The following is a 19045-nucleotide window of genomic DNA, read 5'->3' on the forward strand; positions in this document are numbered from 1 at the left end:
TCCTATTTCAATCCTGGCCGGAGTCTCGGATCCACAAAACCATACAGTATATCTACTGTCAAATTCACAATCACATATAACAATGTGACAAAGAGAACCACTCCCTGAATCACAAATACATCTCTTCGATTGATCGAACTAAGCGTCAGCATACCAAGACCCGGAATGTTAAATAATGTCTCTGTCACAATCGTTCCGGTAATGAGACTTCCGAAAGACTGACCGATTGCAGTCAATATGACTGGCGCCGCATTTTTCAGACCATATCTCAAAATTACGGTTCTCTCTTTAAGACCTTTTGAGCGTGCTGTATGAATATAATTCATATGCAGTACATCAAGCAATGAAGAACGAATCATTCTTGTAAGATATGCAGCCTGCACAATTCCAAGTGAAAGTGCCGGCACAAACAGATATTTTAAATGTTCCAGTATTCCTTCTGACAAACTTGCATAACCAGCTACCGGGAACCAATGATTGTAGACACTAAAAATAAGCATTAAAAACATACTAAGCAAAAACCCCGGAAGCGCCACCCCCAAAAGTGAAGTTGTGACAGCTGCCACATCCACCGCAGTTCCTCTTTTACAGGCTGCAAGAATCCCCAACGGAACCGCTAACAGCAGTGCAATAATCTGTGCAAGGATTGCAAGACTCAATGTTGGCGGAAAATATTCTGCGATAGCCTCTAATACAGACTGATGTAAAAAGTATGATGTCCCCCAATCGCCTTGAAGTACTTTCCCAAACCAATCCACATATTGTGTAAGAAATGGGCGGTCAAATCCCAGCTCTGCATTCAAAGTATGTATCTGTTCCGGTGTTGCTTCCATTCCAAGTAATGCCGTCGCCGGTCCGCCCGGTATCATATATACAATCAAAAAAGCAACACAGGACACTACAAGCAAAACCGGTATCAGTGACAAAATACGTTTAAAAATATATGATAACATCCAAATACACTTCCCTTCTCATAAAATCAGCGGACTGCTTTTGCACTCCGCTGTTAACCTGTTTCTATTTTGAAGCTGTTGCATTCCAATAAATCGGAAATCTCAAATAATCCACACCATCTACATTTGCACTCATGGCATTCACTCCGGTGTAATGTCCAAGTACCGTAGCTGCACCATATTCATATAAGAATGTCTGCAAGTCTGCCCATGCCGCAGAAGCATCTTCCGCTGTCGCCGCCGAACGGATCGCTGCGATTCCATCTGTGACTTCCTGACGATCCAGACCTGCCCAGCCTTTATCCAATACAGAAAGCTGGATTGGAAGCATATTATAACTGTTACTTGTAATGAACATAGAGAACTGTTTCGGATCTGCTCGATGTTCCATAAAAGTACTAAAATCATAGCTTTCTACTTCTGCATTGATTCCCGCTTTCTTTAGCTGTTCCTGCACAACCAAAGTGGCATTGTACATTTCTGCATAATCCGGGGTCGTTACCAAAACAATCTTTTCGTTATTGTATCCTGCTTTTTTCAGTAATTCTTTTGCTTTTTCCACATCATTTTGGTTATAGTATTCTTTTCCTGCATCTGTTCCCCACTGAGTATCTGTAGGCACGCACCATCCTGCATTCACTTCATATAAATCTTTGTTACCATAACTTGCAAGAAGAATATCGTCACAGTTCAGTGCTGCAAGAATCGCCTGTCTCATATTTACATCTGCCATGATTCCTTCCGTTGTATTGAGGAACAAATTCAGTGTACCTCCTCTTTCAACGCTCATTTTTAAAGATTCATCTTTTGACAGCTCCTCATAATTATCTGCCGGAATTTCCTCCGCAATATCATACTGGCCATTCTGCAGACCTGCAATACGAGTTGCCGCATCTGTAACTACATCAAAATAAAGTGTCTCTGTAGCTGCTTTCTTTTCGCCCGCAATACCTGTCGATGCGTCTTTTGAAGGCTGATAATCCTCATTTTTCTCCAATTTTACATATTGATCCTGTTTCCACTCAGACACTTTGTAAGGTCCCGTACCAATATATTCGCTGATACCGTCTGCGCCTGCTGATTCAACTACTTCTGCCGGGTAAATCGCTGCAAACTGAATCGGACTTGCAAGAATCATAATAATGTCAGATGACGCCTGATTTACTTTTAAATTCACAGTATAGTCATCTACTTTTTCAAATGTAGAGCCTCCAATCAACGTGTTCGCTTTCGGAGAAGTTTCAATCCAGCGGTTCATAGATGCAACAACATCATCTGCAGTCATCTCCTCCCCATTGTGGAATTTCACACCCTGTCGAAGCTTAATCGTGTAAGTCATTCCATCATCACTCACCTCATAAGACTCTGCTAAGACAGGTGTTGGCTCATAATTTTCATCCATTGCAAACAGTGATTCGTATACATGAATTCCAATTCCCCCGACGATATTGGAATTTACCGATTGCGGATCCAGCGATGGTGGATTCGCAGAAATCGCTATATGTATCTCATCTTTTTTACCATCGTCATTTTTGTCCGACTTTGTGTTTCCACAGCCTGATACCAAAAGCGCTACACACATTGTCAATGCCAAAATACACGATAATGCTTTTCTTTTCATAATTTACTAATCCTCCTTTATTTTTACCCGTCTATTCTACTTGAATCCATTCCCCCTGTAAAATTGATTTATTTTATAAAAGAGTGGCATTTATCGAAATCATCAATAAATACCACTCTTTTATTCTACTTTAAATTGACGATAGCAAATGCACCTGTCTCTTTCCAAAACTGGCAAATCATACGTCTCATATTTTCTTCGTTCACGTTCCCCTCCAGCGTAAGTTCACAACTGAGTTTCTTTCCCTCTTCCATTGCTGATACTCCACTTACCGCTATCCGATTCAGATACAACATATGCATATACAATCCCATTTCTTTTTTCTCGCAGCAAAATTTCATAACCACTCGTTCATGTGGCTCTTTTCCTGTAAATCCTGCACTTTTCAGCGTTGTTTTCAAAACTTCTTCCTGCAGTTCTTTTAAAATTCCATATTGATATCTCCTGCTAATCTGCATCACGTCTTTTAAAAACGCAGTGTATGCCTCTTGCGTTTCTCCTTCTGTGTCTTCTGATCTGTCTGCTATAATTTCCTCTTCCCGCTTTGGCACATATACCTCTTCTTTTGTCTTCGCCTTTCCTTCTGCAACCTGTCTTGAACATGACAGCCGTTCTAAAAACAATGGCTTCATGCTGTTGTCTATGTCATCAATTTTTTTTCGGATATCATCTAACATTTCTTTTCTCCTTTGACCATGTACAAAAAACTCCCGGCATAACAATATGTTTGTTATACCAGGAGTTTTATATCTTTTATTGATTCTGATTATTCAGCATCATTTCCATAAAGAGTAACAAGCTTATTCAGGTAAGCATATCTCTCTTTTGCTGCTTCTTCAGATTTTGCAAATAATTCTTCTGCTCTTTCCGGATTCATTCTTGCCAATGCATTGTAACGAACCTCTCCATTTAAGAATTCTTTGTAGTCTTCTGTTGGAGCTTTACTGTCAAGTGTAAATTTGTTCTCTGCTGCAGGATTGAAACGGAAGTTGTGCCAGTATCCTGATTTTACTGCTAATTCTTCTTCAGTCTGAGCTTTGTTCATACCCTTCTTGATACCATGGTTAATACATGGAGCATAAGCAATAATCAATGATGGTCCTGGATAAGCTTCTGCTTCTGCAATTGCTTTTACAGTCTGGTTAAAGTCAGCTCCCATAGCAATCTGTGCTACATATACATATCCGTAGCTCATCGCGATGCTTGCCATATCTTTCTTCTTCACTTCTTTACCACCTGCCGCAAACTGAGCTATTGCACCCGTTGGTGTGGCTTTAGAAGATTGTCCACCTGTATTAGAATAAACTTCTGTATCAAATACCATAATGTTGATGTCCTGACCGGATGCCAATACATGGTCAACACCACCGAATCCGATATCGTAAGCCCAACCATCTCCACCGAAGATCCATTGAGATTTTTTCGCTAAGAAGTCTTTGTTATTTACAATGTCTTTGCAAACTTCGCAGTCAGCACCTTCTAATGCTGCAACCAAGTTATCTGTAGCTGTTCCGTTTGTAGCTCCGCAGTTGAATGTATCTAACCATTCTTTGCAAGCTGCTTTTACTTCTTCAGAAGCCTCTTCAGAAGCTGCAACAGATTCTACTTTTGCTTTCAATCCATTTCTCAACGCTTTTTGAGCTAATAACATACCGTAACCAAACTCAGCATTGTCTTCAAATAATGAGTTAGACCAAGCAGGACCTTGTCCTTTTTCGTTTACTGTATATGGTGTAGATGGTGAAGAGTTACCCCAGATTGAAGAACAACCTGTTGCGTTTGCGATGTACATTCTGTCACCAAATAACTGTGTAATTAATTTTGCATATGGAGTCTCTCCACAACCTGCACAAGCTCCTGAGAACTCTAAAAGTGGTTGTTTGAACTGGCTTCCTTTTACTGTAGTCTCTTTGAATTTTGCAACTACTTCTGGTTTTACCGGAATTTCTCTTCCATAATCGAAGAAGTCTTGTTTTTCAACATTTTCTTCCATATTCTTCATAACAAGAGCTTTCTCACCCTTCTTGCCCGGACATACATTAGCACATGACCCACATCCTGTACAATCATAAGCTGATACTGTAATAGAGAATTTCATTCCCGGCATTCCAACCATATCAATTGTGCTCATTCCTTCCGGACCATTTGCTGCCTCTTCTTCTGTCAAAGCAACCGGACGGATAACTGCGTGTGGACATACATATGCACAACGATTACACTGGATACAGTTTTCTGGTACCCATACAGGGATATCTACTGCAATACCACGTTTTTCATATGCAGATGATCCTGAAGGTGTTGTACCATCTACATATTCTGTAAATGCAGATACTGGTAAACTGTTACCTTCCTGAGCATTTACTTTTGCCTGAATATTTTTAACGAAATCAACAACGTCTTCTCTTCCGCCTTTTACTTCCGGTGTAAATAAACCTTCATCTTCAGCGTTTTTCCAAGACTCTGGAACTTCGATCTCGACAATCTGTTTTGCACCGGCATCGATTGCATCGTAGTTCATCTGTACAATCTTATCACCTTTTTTACCATAAGAAGCTTTTGCAGCTGCCTTCATTAATTCGATTGCATGTTCTTCCGGAATGATGTTTGCAAGTTTGAAGAAAGCTGACTGAAGAACTGTATTGATACGTCCGCCAAGTCCGATCTCTTTACCAATCTTGATACCATCAATTACATAGAATTTGATGTTGTGGTTTGCAATAAACGCCTTCACCTGTCCTGGTAAATGTTTTTCAATACCTTCCATATCCCATGGGCAGTTCAATAAGAATGTACCACCGTCAACTAATTCCTGAACCATGTTATATTTGTTAATATAAGATGGATTATGACAGGCAACAAAATTCGCCTGTTTGATCAGGTATGTTGATTTAATCGGACTCTTACCGAAACGTAAGTGAGACATTGTCACACCGCCTGATTTCTTAGAGTCATAATCAAAGTAAGCCTGTGCATACATATCTGTATTGTCACCGATGATCTTGATAGAGTTCTTGTTAGCACCTACAGTACCGTCAGCACCAAGTCCCCAGAATTTGCAGTTGATTGTTCCTTCTGGTGTTGTAACTAATGGAGCTCCAACTTCTAATGATAAGTTTGTCACATCATCCACAATACCGATTGTGAATTTCTGTTTTTCAGTATTGTCATATACTGCAACGATCTGAGCCGGTGTCGTATCTTTAGAACCTAATCCGTAACGTCCTGTAAATACAGGTACTGCATCAAATTTTGTTCCTTTTAATGATGCAACTACGTCTAAGTATAATGGCTCGCCAAGTGCACCTGGTTCTTTTGTTCTGTCAAGAACTGTGATCTGTTTTACAGATTCTGGAATCGCATTGATCAAAGCTTCTGCACAGAATGGTCTATAAAGACGAACTTTTACAACACCTACTTTTCTTCCTGCTGCCAATAAATAATCAACTGTCTCGTCGATTGTATCGCATACAGAACCCATAGCGATAATTACATGTTCTGCATCTTCTGCGCCATGGTAGTTGAATAATTTATAGTTTGTTCCAATCTTTTCATTGACTTTATCCATGTATTCCTGAACGATTGCCGGCATTGCATCGTAGAATGGATTACATGCTTCTCTTGCCTGGAAGAAGATATCTGGGTTCTGAGCAGAACCTCTCTGACAAGGATGATTTGGATTCAACGCATGTTTTCTGAACGCATCAATCGCATCCATATCTGCCATATCTTTTAAATCTTCATAATCCCAAGTCTCAATTTTCTGAATCTCATGAGATGTACGGAATCCGTCAAAGAAGTTGATAAATGGAATCTTTCCTTTGATTGCTGATAAATGAGCAACCGGTGTCAAGTCCATAACTTCCTGTACGCTTGATTCACAAAGCATCGCACACCCTGTCTGGCGGCAGGCATATACGTCAGAATGATCACCAAAAATGGATAATGCATGGCTGGCTAACGCACGTGCTGATACGTTGAATACACCCGGTAATTGTTCTCCTGCGATTTTATATAAATTAGGAATCATAAGCAGCAATCCCTGAGATGCTGTATATGTTGTTGTAAGAGCACCTGCTGCTAAAGATCCGTGCACTGTACCAGCTGCACCTGCTTCTGACTGCATTTCTGTAACCTGAACTGTCTGTCCAAAAATATTTGTTCTACCTTGTGTAGCCCATTCATCTGTAGCTTCCGCCATAACTGATGAAGGTGTAATAGGGTAAATAGCTGCAACATCTGTGAATGCATATGAAGCATGAGCTGCTGCATGATTACCATCCATGGTTTTCATTTTTCTTCCCATTGGTTTGTTCCTCCTTCAAATTTTCAAAATTGTATTTTGACATATATGATATTATAGTCCTTTCGAAGTTAAAAGTCTAGTTCGTTTTTGTTTCTTTTAAAATACAAAAAAAAAAGCAGTTCTCCACTACTTTTCCCTCACAATAATTATCTTTTTTCTATTCCGTGACGCTCCAAAAAGCTGTCATACCCTGCATGATATACAAACAAAATACTTTTCACGAACAGGCACGCAAACGCATATCCAAAGAGCAGCCCTGTCACAAATCTTCTTCTGTTCGTGCTCTCATATGAAGTCAAAAATTGTAAGAAACCATCTATGAGCAGCGGTATCATCAGCAGAACAGTCAACCCAAAATTTGGTATGTTCCATGCGCACAGGCAGAAAAATAAAATCATGCCAACCAATTCGCCTGTACATCTTGCACAAATCGGAAACTGGACTCCTCGAAAATGAAATGATCGTTCTTTTCTACAGTGACAACCAAAAAATATCGGTAACCACTTATAAATAAAAGCGCGCATCTTTTAGTAATAATATCCCATACTTGCCGATCCGATTCCAATCACGAAGATAATAACATAGAACAGTATACTGAGAACCACACCAACAATCGCTCCGATTCCTGCTTTTTTCGCAGTATTCGGTTTTTCTTTGTTCCAAACAAGGAATAAAATCAAGCCTACGATCGGAATACAGCATCCTAAAACACTCCATCCAAAATTCCCACTGTCATTGTTCGATGACTGCACAACGCCTCCCTGTCCTTGTGGTGTTCCACAGTATGTGCATACATTTACATTGTCGTCAATCTCTTTTCCGCAATTTTTACAATACATCTCTCATCCTCCTATACCAATTGTGTAAGTGATATCCCCTTCTTTTCACCAAGTATAACAAATTTCTTTCAATCCGTCTACTCTTTTTGTTCAATTGGCACAATCTTCTTTCTTCCCACCACTAATAAAACTGCTGACACTACAACAAGTACCGCCGCAAGAACCTGTGATACGGCAACTCCATTGAAAAATTGCAGTTGATCTGTCCGAAGTCCTTCAATCCAAAATCTTCCGACACCATATCCGAGCAGATACACCAAAAAGATTTCTCCATTAAATTTTTTATGCTTTCTCCATAATAACAGGATTATGAGTACACCGATATTCCATACCGACTCATACAAAAAGGTAGGATGCACCTGTATAAACTCAATTCCGTCAACCACCTCAATATGCTCCCGCATCTTTTGTGTGATATCCGATGCCCGAACTGCATCTACCGGAAGCTGCATGGCAAACAGATTGTTAGTATATTCTCCAAACGCCTCTCTGTTAAAAAAGTTCCCCCATCTGCCGATAATCTGTCCCAATATCAGACCAAGCCCTGCTGTATCCACAAGCAGCCCAAAAGAAATCTTTCTTATCCGCGAAAACACAAACACGGTAATCATCGCAGCGATGACTCCACCATAAATTGCAAGCCCTCCCTCGCGAAGATTGAGAATACTTAACAAATCATCTTTATACAAATCCCACGAAAATACCACATAGTAAAGTCTGGCACCGATGATGGAAAAAATAACCGCATAGAGCGCCAGATCATAATAGGTCTCCGGGTTTTGCTTTGTCCGCTTTGCCTCTTTTACAGCCATCAAAATTCCTGCCAAAATACCAAACCCTATAATCATTCCATAGTATGCAATATCAAAACCAAATACCGATATCTTTTGTCCCACATGTTCCAAATGAATTCCCAGATTCGGGAAATTAATACTCTCTGTCATTTTCTTCCTTCTTTCTCAAACCCTACACGTTAAACCGGAATAAAATAATATCTCCATCCTGCACAACATATTCTTTTCCTTCCAGTCTGACAAGTCCTTTTTCCTTTGCCGCTGTATAGGTTCCACAATCCATCAGATCATCATAGCTTACAATCTCTGCACGGATAAATCCACGTTCAAAATCAGAGTGAATCTTTCCGGCTGCCTGAGGTGCTTTTGTTCCTTTTTTAATTGTCCATGCTCTTACCTCCGGCTCACCTGCTGTCAGGTAGCTGATCAGTCCTAACAAACTATAGCTTGCCTTGATGAGTTTTTCCAGACCAGACTCTTCCAATCCGAGATCTTCCAAAAACATCTTTTTCTCATCATCATCCAACTCTGCAATCTCCTGTTCAATCTGTGCACATACGACAAACACTTCGCAGTCTTCTCTTTCTGCATATTCCTTGACAGCCTGCACTCCTTCATTGTCAGCTCCGTCATTTGCAAGATCATCTTCCGTCACGTTTGCCGCAAAGATAACCGGCTTGTATGTCAGAAGATTATAACTTTCAAGAAGCGCCTGCTCATCTTCATCATTTACAGTAAAGCTTCTTGCCATCTTATTTTCTTCCAGATGTGCTTTGATTCGTTCAAGAAGTTCTAACTCCTTTGCTACCGCTTTATCATTGCGGGCTACTTTTACCGCTTTTGCAATACGTCTCTCCAACATCTCAATGTCCGAAAAGATCAACTCTAAATTAATTGTCTCTATATCACGAATCGGGTCAATACTTCCATCTACATGCACGATATTGCTGTCCTCAAAACATCTTACCACATGCACAATTGCATCTACTTCACGAATATTTGCAAGAAATTGATTTCCAAGTCCCTCTCCTTTTGACGCTCCTTTTACAAGTCCTGCAATATCAACAAACTCAATCGCCGCCGGGACAATTTTCTTTGTGTGATACATCTCTCCAAGTACGTTAAGACGCTCATCCGGCACTGTTACAACTCCCACGTTCGGGTCAATCGTACAAAATGGATAATTTGCTGATTCTGCTCCCGCCTTTGTCAAAGAATTAAATAATGTACTTTTTCCTACATTTGGTAAACCTACGATGCCTAATTTCATTTTTATCTTTACCTGTCCAGAAACCCTTGATTTATGCAGGTTTCTGCCTTTCCTTATATTTCTATTACACCTTTTTCAACTATGGGTGTAGATATTTAAAATTGCTGAACAGCTTTTACAAGGGGTTCGTCCGTAACATGAACATCTCTATCCATTATTGTTTTAATACTTGCTCATGTGACACAGGTGTGTCGTAGTGTATGCATACAAAACCATTAAAATCTTACGAAATGTAAGCTGTCCTTTCTTTAGCAAATGCCCTTACCAGACTCTTTTTTCAAAAAAGAGTCTAACATAGGTACAAATTATAGCACAAAGACTCTATTTTTTCAATCTTAGAATTCTTGCGTTTCCGCAGTTTTATCCACAGTCACCTACTTTTGCTTGCATCGTTATAAACAACTTTCACAAAATGAGCTTAAAGTTGCCATTATACAGAAAGTAAATCCGATCAGGGAAAAGATAGCATTCTGCTATTACCGGCTAGCAAAAGGGATCTCAGGCATACTGTCGTATGCGAAAGAGGGCATTAGGCTTTGGTTCAGGACACAGCGTCCCCCATACCGTCTTATTAAAGTGTCTCTATTTCTTGTAATATAAATGGCGGTCTTGAATATAATTCAAAACCGCCGTTCAACTTGCACTTGCCTTTTAATTCCTATGCATAGGCGTCTATGCACCGTTCACTATGTGGTGATTTTTCAGCAGCCTCTTGTAGTTTTGAAGCATCTGATACCACTTTGGGGAATTCTTTATTTTCCTGTTTTCTAAGTTGCTGAATTTGTTTCTCAATTTCTTGAATTTGTCTTTCCAATTTTTCCTCTTGTTCCGCGTCTCCACGCTGAGCTGCTTTTTGTTTCTCAGTTTCTAATCCTTGCAATTTCTGCTCTAATGCTCTAATTTTTATATCTGCATCAGCACTTGGGCATGGTGTTTGACGATTAGAAAAATAATTGTGATTAACAGCAGGAATATTCATAAGACCACCTCCTGATTCGAGAATAAATGTATTCTTCCAACTATTCAATGAGTTTGTCTTGAATTGTTATTTGCTTGTAATGAAATGTTTAGCAGCACATTCAGGCAAAAATATCCACCATCTTTTTCTATCAGCATTGCACCTTGATACTTTTCTGCAACAGTCTTAATATTAGAAAGTCCTGTTCCTATTTTAATCCGAGAATTTGCCAAACAACTATTGCGAAATTCCAACATATAAAAATCTCCCTGCCGTTGCCCATTGATATAAATCGACTTTTCTCCTTCAAAAGACTGACTTGCGTTAATTGCATTATCTAATGCATTTGCAAAGATAATGCATAGATCAAAATCATCAATACCGCAGGTCCTAGGCAAAAGCAATGCTACTTCCACTTTGATTCCATTTGCCTTTGCAATTCCAAGTTTTTCCCCTAACAGAATATCCACCACAGGGTTTCCCGTCTGATATGGGAAACACAAGGAAGTTGACGCAGTTCTCAATTTATTTAGATAAGCCCGGCTTTCTTCTATCTTTCCATTGCTCAGTAGCCCATCTAATACCGATAAATGATTTCTAATATCATGCCGAAATGCCGTTGTCTGTTCATAACGCATTTGAGCCTCGGAAATATATGTTTTTTGTGCTTGAGCTGCTTGTGCTACTGAGAACAGTGCTGCCTGTGCTTGAAATCCAGAACAGATACGTCGGTATGCATACAAGGTACAAAGAAGCGCTACTAGTCCCAACCCTTGTACGAACAATAATCCAGCATGTTTTCCAGTTTCCTCTAAAGAAAGTATGGAAGGCAAATGGCGATATGACATATGGAGAATGTATAATTCTGCGATAAAGAAAAATAATCCTGGAAGAAGTAACAGACTAATATATGGTGTTTGTTCGTTTTCTTTGAATGATAAAAATTTTAACACCGTAACATAACAGCATATGCAAATTGTGAAAGCAGCCATCGTTGCTAAAACCAGCAACGGATACAATAAAAATTTCCCAACAAAGTGCGGAAATATAACAGTCTCTATAGAGCCAATCATTCCAAATGAAAGCTGTGAGATATAAATTGCAAGAATTGCAGCAACAAATGATACAGAACAGCGGACTTTCAATGCAGCACAATTTAACGCACATAAGATTATTAACTGCATACCGATTGCTACTGTGCTAATCGTAGTGCTTTTTGCAGCCGCAAATCCCAAAACAAAGAGAACGAAAGGATATAGCATAAAATATCCTTTCCCATATTTTCTCCCAAAAATTCGGCTTGCAAAAATAAGATGCATAGTGCTTTGTACAATAAGACAGAAACTATCAAAAAACACACTAAAATAATCCATATCAACCTCTTTTTTCTTTCATGTATCGTAAAAGAGTTTCAATCAATTCCCGTTCTCGCAATCTGGAAACAGGAATTGTATTACCTTGTAGTAATGTAACCTGCCCGGCATGAATGCCGCGAACGTAGTCAAGATTTACAACGTAACTTCTATGACATTTAAAAAAACGTCTATCAACACGTCGCTCAAAACTATTTAGTTTATCATAGTAATCTGTAACCTTTCCATTCTCTTCGTGAATATAAATTTTTCGCCCCTGCACTTCGCAGTATACAATTCCAGAAAATGGTATTACTTCACAGGCAGTTCCTCGCTGGATTACAATACATTGTGATGTCCGTTGTTCCAAAGTTACGATAGTCCGATTCATTGTTCGTTTGAAACATGCATAATCGATTGGTTTAATCAGATAGTCATATGCCTCCACCTCAAACGCTTCAAATACACACTCTTTTAGTACAGTTATAAAAATTAAAAGACTTCGATTTTTCTGCTGGCGTAATATTTTTGCTGTTTTTATGCCATCTAGCTGTTCCATTTGAATATCAAGAAATACTACATCGAAGTCACACTCACTTTCCAAAAGTAACCGTCCACTTGAAAAATTATCGATATGGTAAGAGGTAATTCGCTGCTCTTTCATATATTTTGAGATATATTGAGAAATTCCTTTTACCATAAAAGGTTCATCATCACAAACTGCAAACTTCATCATTTTCATCACCACACTCATCATACCAAACACAGAGTAAAACACCAATTCTTCTGTCACCAAATGTTCTGAATTTGTAATGGGATGTTTTCTTCTCCCAAATTCTATACCCACATTATGGTATCTTTCTGTCACTTACAATTTTCATCTCTTGTCTCCATCAATATTACCAACCCTTTCGGAAAATTAATCCTCACTTCTTCGTCCTGAATCTGATTGCTTACGCACAGGCTGTCATATGGGCAGAGCGTATGATCACAAAGTGGATATTTCGCCCCTTCAAGTGAAAAATGTTCCACAATTCCTCCCAACGGAAACACCGAAAAATAAGGCCCGAAAGCTTCCTCTTTTCTCAGGCATGTCTCTTTTCCAATCAGAGAAATCTTATTACAGACATCCACAATATAAGCTTCCACTCCCGCATCATACGGTATTTTTAACACTTGAATATTTGCCAGAACATGATCTACCCTTGTCCCTGTCCCTCCTAATATCCAAATTTCTTTCACCTTCAACTCCAGTGCAAGCCGCACCGCAATCTCTGTGTCCGATGCATCTTTGACCGGATTAAATTTTCGAATAGGAACCGTTGTATGCTCTTTATAATAATTTACGATTTCAGGATTCGCACTGTCAAAATCTCCGACAATATGGCTTGGCACTATCTGATTCTGATAGAGGAATTCCAAACCTTTGTCCACTCCAATAATATAATCCGGCTGTACTTCCTTCAATGTCTGCAATGCAAACGAGGTGTTGATGGTACCACCGCTGATAATCAATCCCTTTTTATTCATATCTCTTTAAAATCTCTAGCATTTCTTTTGTATTATTTGCTGTATCCCCCTTAAAGATAGCGGATCCTGCTACAATCACATTGGCTCCTGCCTCAATGACTTTTTCCACATTATGTGTATAGATTCCACCATCAACCTGAATATCCACACATAACCCTTCTGCATCGATCATCGCTTTCAATTCACGGATTTTATCCAATGATTCCGGAATAAATGCCTGACCGCCAAACCCTGGATGTACAGACATGATCAGAATCATGTCTACTTTCTTCAGCAGATTTTTCACTGAAATCACCGGTGTATCCGGACAGATCGAAACGCCCACTTTACATCCGCATGCTCTAATCTTTTCAATTGTCGCATTGATGTCTTCACAAGCCTCCAGGTGTACCGTGACCAGATCCGCCCCTGCTTTTGCAAATGCTTCCACATAGCGAATCGGTTCTGTCACCATAAGGTGTGCATCACACACAAGCTTCGTAGCAGGACGGATAGACTCCAATACCGGAACCCCAAAAGAAATACTCGGCACAAACATTCCATCCATCACATCAAAATGCAGATATTGAGCCCCATTTTCTTCGATTGTCTGGATCTCCTTCCCCAGTTCTTTAAAATCTGCCGCCAAAATCGATGGTGCTAAAATCATCATAACTAATATCTCCTCTTCTCTTTCAACTCGTTGTACATTTCTAAATAATTTTCATATCGAATGTGGTGTATCTTTCCCTCCTCGAGCGCTGCTTTCACCGCACAATTTGGTTCATGTACATGATCACATCCCTGAAATTTGCACTTTCCCTCATACGGTTCAAATTCCGTAAAATAATATTTTAATTCTTCTTTTTCAAAATCATTTGTATAGAGAGAACTGAATCCAGGCGTATCCATAATATAGGTATCCTCCTCGATACAAATCAATTCTGAATGTCTTGTCGTATGTTTCCCTCTTTCAATCTTTTCACTGATCGTACCGGTCTCCATATTGGCATCCGGCTGAAAAATATTGATCAGTGAAGATTTTCCTACTCCGGACGGTCCCGCAATGGCTGTTGTCTTTCCACGGAGCAGTTGTTTTACTTTCTCAATATTCTCTTTTTCCAGTGCGCTTGTAAAAATCATCTGGTAGCCACAAGACTCATAGATTTCTTTCAAGTGGTGTATCTCCGGTTCTTTTGCAATATCTTTCTTATTAAAACAAAGGATAACCGGTATTCTCTTACTTTCCATCATAATTAAAAAACGATCCAAAAGGTTGAAATGTGGTTTTGGTTTGGTCACTGCAAACACGACTAACGCCTGATCAATATTTGCTACTGCCGGACGAATCAACTCATTCTTTCTCTCCAAAACTTCAACGATATTCCCTTTTTTCTCTGTCTCATCTAAAATATCAATTTCTACATTGTCTCCGACAAGAGGTTTTATCTTTTCTTTTCGGAAAACTCCTTTTGCCTTACATTCATAAAGACCGAATTCTACTACGTAAACGTAGTAGAATCCGGCAATTCCTTTTACTATCTTTCCCTGCATAAATAGTTCCTTATTGTTTCTATTGTGTCGATGAATTTCCGTTACCTTGATCCGGTGTCGTTGGTGTCTCCGGGTCCGACGGCTTCGCTCCCTTACTTACAACCAAATTTACAACGGTACCAGGATTTAATTTGTCTCCTTCGTTAAAACTTGCAGAAATAACCACACCCTCTGCATCTGTATCCGAATATTCCGATGTTACTTTTCCAACAGACAATCCTGCTGCACGAAGCAGAGATTCTGCTCTACTTTGATATACTCCTACTACTGGAGGCATGGTAACCTTTTCCTCTGGTTTCTTTCCTTTACTTACCACATAAGAGACTGTTGTTCCTTTGTCTACTTTTTCTCCCGAATCAATCTCCTGACTAATAACCTTACCAGCCTCGGTATCACTATACTCTTCCGAAGCACTTCCATTCAATCCAGCTTCTGACAATGCACTTTCTGCTTCTTCCTGTGATTCTCCAACCAAGTTCGGCACTGTTACTTTTCCTGCACCTGTACTTACATAGATTGTTATCTTTGTATCTTCTGCGGCTTTTGCATCTGCCTCTGGTGTTGTCGAAATTACTAATCCTGTATCCACGCTATCACTCTGCTTCTGTTCCACCGAAATATTCGCTTTTTTAAAACCTTTTGCAATCAATGTTTCTTTCGCCTCTTCTTCAAACATTCCACTGACATCAGGAATCGTAATCTCTTCTCCCTCCAGTCCAGTGCTGACCCACACTTGAATCTTCGTACCTTTTTTCACCGATGTTCCTTTTCCAGTCATCTGTTTTGAGACAATTCCTTTTTCATATTTTGTAGATGTTGCCTCTTTTACAACCTCCAAAGTCAGTCCCTTTTTCTTCGCCAACGCCTTTGCTTCCTCCAGTGTCTTTCCTTCAAAATTCGGAGTTTCCACTTTTTTATTGTCTGTCGTCTCTACATTTTTCGAATTAAACTTCAAAAGTCCGGTTGCTTTTCCGACTGTAAACACAAGAATAAATACAATAATGGCTGCTACGACGGCTGTGAGAATCTTCATAAGCTTTGCCATCTTTGGATTCACTTCTGAATCTTTCTTTTTAGAACCGCGTTTTCCTTTTTCGTAGTCCTCATCGTCGTACTCATCGTACTCGTCATCCTCTTCATCGTATTCGTCATTGTCATCATAATCCTCATCGTTGTACTCATCGTCATAAGCCGCCTCTTTCTGAATGCGCTCCAACTCATCCGGTGTGATTGCAACGGTGTCCGCAACATTTGCAAATGGTGCGATCGTGACAAAATCTCCCTCAGGATCTACCAAAGAACGTTTCAGATCACTGATCAGTTCTCCCATGTTCTGGTAACGTCTGTCCGAACTTTTCTGTGTACATTTCAGAATAATTCGCTCCAAGCTATATGGAATATCCGGCACCAATTCTGAAGGCGCGGCAATATCTTCCTGCAAATGTTTGATTGCAATAGACACTGTCGTCTCTCCATCAAACGGAAGTTCTCCTGTGATCATCTCAAACATCGTGATACCAAGCGAATAGATATCACTTCTGATATCACTGAATCCACCTCGTGCCTGTTCCGGAGATGTATAATGTACAGATCCCATCGCATTGGTACTAATCGTATTCGATGTCGTAGCCTTCGCAATCCCAAAATCTGTCACTTTCACTTTTCCCTCTTTTGATATCATGATATTCTGCGGCTTGATATCTCTGTGGATAATTCCATTGTTATGTGCCGCCTCAATACCTGCACATACCTGAAGTGTAATGCTGATTACTTCCTTCGGTGTCAGTCTTACTTTTTTCTGGATATATTCTTTTAATGTAATTCCTTCTACTAGTTCCATGACCATAAAATACAGTCCCCGGTCTTCCCCCACATCATATACATTTACAATGTTCGGATGCATCAGTCCTGCTGCTGCCTGTGCCTCTGATTGAAACTTTTTGACAAATAATTCATCTTCTCTGAATTCACGCTTCAATACTTTGAGCGCGACATAGCGATTCAGCTTATGATCTCTCCCCTTATAGACATCCGCCATCCCTCCGGTGCCGATTCTACCCATGATCTCATAGCGATCACCAATCAAAACTCCTTCTTTAATCATATACTCACCTCACCTGCAAACGGTTCTGCAACAATAACCCCAATGTTGTCCTTTCCACCGTTGCTATTTGCTCTTTCTATTAATTGTTCCACTGCCTCCACAACATCTCTGGAACTGCGAACAATCTGAAATATCTCTTCATCCTCCACCATATTGCTCAGCCCATCTGTACACATCAAAATAATATCTCCTTTTTTCAGGCGATACTCAAAGAAATCAATCTCTATATCTTCTTTTACTCCGATGGCTCTTGTAATGATGTTCTTATCCGGATGATGTTTCGCTTCCTCTGCATTAAGCCCCCCAAGACGTACCATTTCCTGTACTAACGAATGGTCTTTTGATAATTGTCTAATCTCATCATTCAGTAAATAAAGCCTGCTGTCACCTACATTTGCAAAATACAATGTATGCTCAATCACTGTGGCAGCAACTAATGTTGTTCCCATTCCCTCTAGTTTTGCATCGGTTTTGGACTCTGCGATCAATTGATGATTTGCAGATGCAATCGCTTTTTTCAGCATTGCTCTAGGACCATCCTCTCTGCTCTTTGCAAGCTCTTTTTTCAGGACTTGCACAACAAATTTGGATGCGTAATCCCCCGCATTATGCCCTCCCATACCGTCTGCAACTATTAAAAGATTCGGAATATTCCCGACCGGCTGATCGGATACAAATACGTAATCCTGATTCACCTCTCGTTTTCTTCCAATATCTGTCTTTGAAAACGTCTTCATATGCTCTCCTTTTACTTTGTCTCTACATAACGTCGTCTTAGTTGTCCACAGGCTCCGTCAATATCAGAACCCATTTCTCTTCTAATAGTAACATTAATTCCGCTTTTTTCAAGTTTATTTTTAAAATTCATGGCATTTTTTTTGCTCGGTTTCTCAAATGTACGCTCTTTAATCGGATTTACAGGAATCAAATTCAAATGGCAATTACGGTGTTTTAAAATGTGGATTAACTCCGTAGCATCCTCATCTTTGTCATTCACTCCATGCACCAAACTGTACTCAAACGTCACTCTTCTTCCCGTCTTTTCAAAATAATAGTCGCACGCCGCAAGCACCTCAGAAAGTTCATATTTGTTTGCAACCGGCATCAGTATTTTTCGTTTTTCCTGCGTAGAACCATGTAAGGAAAGCGCCAGCGTAATCTGCAATTTTTCCTCGGCAAGTCTCTTCATATTCGGAACGATGCCACAGGTCGATACCGTAATGTTCCTCTGACTGATATGTAAACCGTGTTCATCGGTCAATATATGTATGAATTTTACAAAGTTATCATAATTGTCCATCGGTTCTCCGGTTCCCATCACAACCACGTTCGAGACACGTTCCCCTGATATTTTCTGAATCTGATAAATCTGTCCAAGCATCTCTGATGCCTTTAGATTTCTCTCCAATCCTCCGATGGTAGATGCACAGAACTTACATCCCATCCGGCATCCGACCTGTGAGGAAATACAGACAGAATTTCCATGCTTATACTTCATCAGAACACTTTCCACCACATGTCCATCCTGCAGACAAAACAGAAATTTATTTGTGCCGTCCATCTTTGATTCCTGTTTCTCAAGCATTTTTACCGGTGCGATCTCATAAGCTGCATCCAACTTTTCTCTGAGTGCTTTTGACAGATTCGTCATCTCTTCAAAAGAATCTGCAAGCTTTACATGCAGCCATTCATACACCTGCTTTGCCCGAAATGACTTTTCTCCGAGATGTTCCATCTCTTGTTTTAATTCTTCAAATGTATATGATCTGATATCTTTTTTCTCCATGC

17 protein-coding genes are annotated in these 19045 nt (G+C 39.8%); all 17 read right to left on the reverse strand.

The window, feature by feature from the left end; genetic code table 11:
- Positions 1–2: 2 nt before the first annotated feature.
- Positions 3–953, reverse strand: a complete 951-nt coding sequence (locus tag ACTQXY_RS04200; protein ID WP_441658414.1) for an ABC transporter permease subunit — start codon at positions 951–953, stop codon at positions 3–5.
- A gap of 64 nt (positions 954–1017) precedes the next feature.
- Positions 1018–2574, reverse strand: a complete 1557-nt coding sequence (locus ACTQXY_RS04205; protein ID WP_441658415.1) for an ABC transporter substrate-binding protein — start codon at positions 2572–2574, stop codon at positions 1018–1020.
- Positions 2575–2699: 125 nt separating this feature from the next.
- On the reverse strand, positions 2700–3251 hold the full coding sequence (locus ACTQXY_RS04210) for a chorismate mutase (RefSeq protein ID WP_441658416.1): 552 nt from the start codon (positions 3249–3251) through the stop codon (positions 2700–2702).
- Positions 3252–3340: 89 nt separating this feature from the next.
- On the reverse strand, positions 3341–6877 hold the full coding sequence (nifJ, locus tag ACTQXY_RS04215; protein ID WP_441658417.1) for a pyruvate:ferredoxin (flavodoxin) oxidoreductase: 3537 nt from the start codon (positions 6875–6877) through the stop codon (positions 3341–3343).
- A 146-nt stretch (positions 6878–7023) separates the two neighbouring features.
- On the reverse strand, positions 7024–7401 hold the full coding sequence (locus ACTQXY_RS04220) for a DUF2085 domain-containing protein (protein WP_441658418.1): 378 nt from the start codon (positions 7399–7401) through the stop codon (positions 7024–7026).
- Positions 7402–7404: 3 nt separating this feature from the next.
- The gene (locus ACTQXY_RS04225; protein WP_441658419.1) at positions 7405–7716 is read right to left on the reverse strand and encodes a zinc-ribbon domain-containing protein; all 312 of its coding nucleotides are present in this window, start codon (positions 7714–7716) and stop codon (positions 7405–7407) included.
- Between the two features lie 77 nt (positions 7717–7793).
- Positions 7794–8660, reverse strand: coding sequence for a prolipoprotein diacylglyceryl transferase (gene lgt, locus ACTQXY_RS04230; RefSeq protein WP_441658420.1), 867 nt, complete (start codon positions 8658–8660; stop codon positions 7794–7796).
- A 22-nt stretch (positions 8661–8682) separates the two neighbouring features.
- The gene (gene ychF, locus ACTQXY_RS04235; RefSeq protein ID WP_441658421.1) at positions 8683–9780 is read right to left on the reverse strand and encodes a redox-regulated ATPase YchF; all 1098 of its coding nucleotides are present in this window, start codon (positions 9778–9780) and stop codon (positions 8683–8685) included.
- Positions 9781–10438: 658 nt separating this feature from the next.
- Complete coding sequence (locus ACTQXY_RS04240) at positions 10439–10759, reverse strand: hypothetical protein (RefSeq protein ID WP_441658422.1); 321 nt, start codon at positions 10757–10759, stop codon at positions 10439–10441.
- A 44-nt stretch (positions 10760–10803) separates the two neighbouring features.
- Positions 10804–12111, reverse strand: coding sequence for a GHKL domain-containing protein (locus ACTQXY_RS04245; RefSeq protein WP_441658423.1), 1308 nt, complete (start codon positions 12109–12111; stop codon positions 10804–10806).
- Position 12112: 1 nt separating this feature from the next.
- Positions 12113–12958, reverse strand: a complete 846-nt coding sequence (locus ACTQXY_RS04250; protein WP_441658424.1) for a LytTR family transcriptional regulator DNA-binding domain-containing protein — start codon at positions 12956–12958, stop codon at positions 12113–12115.
- The gene (locus tag ACTQXY_RS04255; protein ID WP_441658425.1) at positions 12955–13620 is read right to left on the reverse strand and encodes a thiamine diphosphokinase; all 666 of its coding nucleotides are present in this window, start codon (positions 13618–13620) and stop codon (positions 12955–12957) included. Before ACTQXY_RS04255 ends, ACTQXY_RS04250 begins: the two co-directional genes overlap by 4 nt.
- Positions 13613–14272: a ribulose-phosphate 3-epimerase gene (gene rpe, locus ACTQXY_RS04260; protein WP_441658426.1), complete on the reverse strand. Its 660-nt coding sequence runs from the start codon at positions 14270–14272 to the stop codon at positions 13613–13615. Before rpe ends, ACTQXY_RS04255 begins: the two co-directional genes overlap by 8 nt.
- A 2-nt stretch (positions 14273–14274) precedes the next feature.
- On the reverse strand, positions 14275–15153 hold the full coding sequence (gene rsgA, locus ACTQXY_RS04265; protein ID WP_441658427.1) for a ribosome small subunit-dependent GTPase A: 879 nt from the start codon (positions 15151–15153) through the stop codon (positions 14275–14277).
- 19 nt (positions 15154–15172) lie between these two features.
- Positions 15173–17257: a Stk1 family PASTA domain-containing Ser/Thr kinase gene (gene pknB / locus ACTQXY_RS04270; protein WP_441658428.1), complete on the reverse strand. Its 2085-nt coding sequence runs from the start codon at positions 17255–17257 to the stop codon at positions 15173–15175.
- Positions 17254–17994, reverse strand: a complete 741-nt coding sequence (locus ACTQXY_RS04275; RefSeq protein ID WP_441658429.1) for a Stp1/IreP family PP2C-type Ser/Thr phosphatase — start codon at positions 17992–17994, stop codon at positions 17254–17256. The genes pknB and ACTQXY_RS04275 overlap by 4 nt, the downstream gene beginning before the upstream one ends.
- Before the next feature lie 11 nt (positions 17995–18005).
- On the reverse strand, positions 18006–19043 hold the full coding sequence (gene rlmN, locus ACTQXY_RS04280; protein WP_441658430.1) for a dual-specificity RNA methyltransferase RlmN: 1038 nt from the start codon (positions 19041–19043) through the stop codon (positions 18006–18008).
- Between the last annotated feature and the right edge of the window lie 2 nt (positions 19044–19045).

Source organism: Faecalimonas sp. LCP19S3_D12, assembly GCF_052121495.1.
Taxonomy (GTDB): Bacteria; Bacillota; Clostridia; order Lachnospirales; family Lachnospiraceae; genus Faecalimonas.

Bases quoted from the DNA above. Each gene is read 5' to 3' on its own strand.
- ACTQXY_RS04200 (WP_441658414.1), bottom strand. From the start codon at position 953: ATGTTATCATATATTTTTAAACGTATTTTGTCACTGATACCGGTTTTG.
- ACTQXY_RS04205 (WP_441658415.1), bottom strand. From the start codon at position 2,574: ATGAAAAGAAAAGCATTATCGTGTATTTTGGCATTGACAATGTGTGTA.
- ACTQXY_RS04210 (WP_441658416.1), bottom strand. From the start codon at position 3,251: ATGTTAGATGATATCCGAAAAAAAATTGATGACATAGACAACAGCATG.
- nifJ (WP_441658417.1), bottom strand. From the start codon at position 6,877: ATGGGAAGAAAAATGAAAACCATGGATGGTAATCATGCAGCAGCTCAT.
- ACTQXY_RS04220 (WP_441658418.1), bottom strand. From the start codon at position 7,401: ATGCGCGCTTTTATTTATAAGTGGTTACCGATATTTTTTGGTTGTCAC.
- ACTQXY_RS04225 (WP_441658419.1), bottom strand. From the start codon at position 7,716: ATGTATTGTAAAAATTGCGGAAAAGAGATTGACGACAATGTAAATGTA.
- lgt (WP_441658420.1), bottom strand. From the start codon at position 8,660: ATGACAGAGAGTATTAATTTCCCGAATCTGGGAATTCATTTGGAACAT.
- ychF (WP_441658421.1), bottom strand. From the start codon at position 9,780: ATGAAATTAGGCATCGTAGGTTTACCAAATGTAGGAAAAAGTACATTA.
- ACTQXY_RS04240 (WP_441658422.1), bottom strand. From the start codon at position 10,759: ATGAATATTCCTGCTGTTAATCACAATTATTTTTCTAATCGTCAAACA.
- ACTQXY_RS04245 (WP_441658423.1), bottom strand. From the start codon at position 12,111: ATGGATTATTTTAGTGTGTTTTTTGATAGTTTCTGTCTTATTGTACAA.
- ACTQXY_RS04255 (WP_441658425.1), bottom strand. From the start codon at position 13,620: ATGAATAAAAAGGGATTGATTATCAGCGGTGGTACCATCAACACCTCG.
- rpe (WP_441658426.1), bottom strand. From the start codon at position 14,272: ATGATGATTTTAGCACCATCGATTTTGGCGGCAGATTTTAAAGAACTG.
- rsgA (WP_441658427.1), bottom strand. From the start codon at position 15,153: ATGCAGGGAAAGATAGTAAAAGGAATTGCCGGATTCTACTACGTTTAC.
- pknB (WP_441658428.1), bottom strand. From the start codon at position 17,257: ATGATTAAAGAAGGAGTTTTGATTGGTGATCGCTATGAGATCATGGGT.
- ACTQXY_RS04275 (WP_441658429.1), bottom strand. From the start codon at position 17,994: ATGAAGACGTTTTCAAAGACAGATATTGGAAGAAAACGAGAGGTGAAT.
- rlmN (WP_441658430.1), bottom strand. From the start codon at position 19,043: ATGGAGAAAAAAGATATCAGATCATATACATTTGAAGAATTAAAACAA.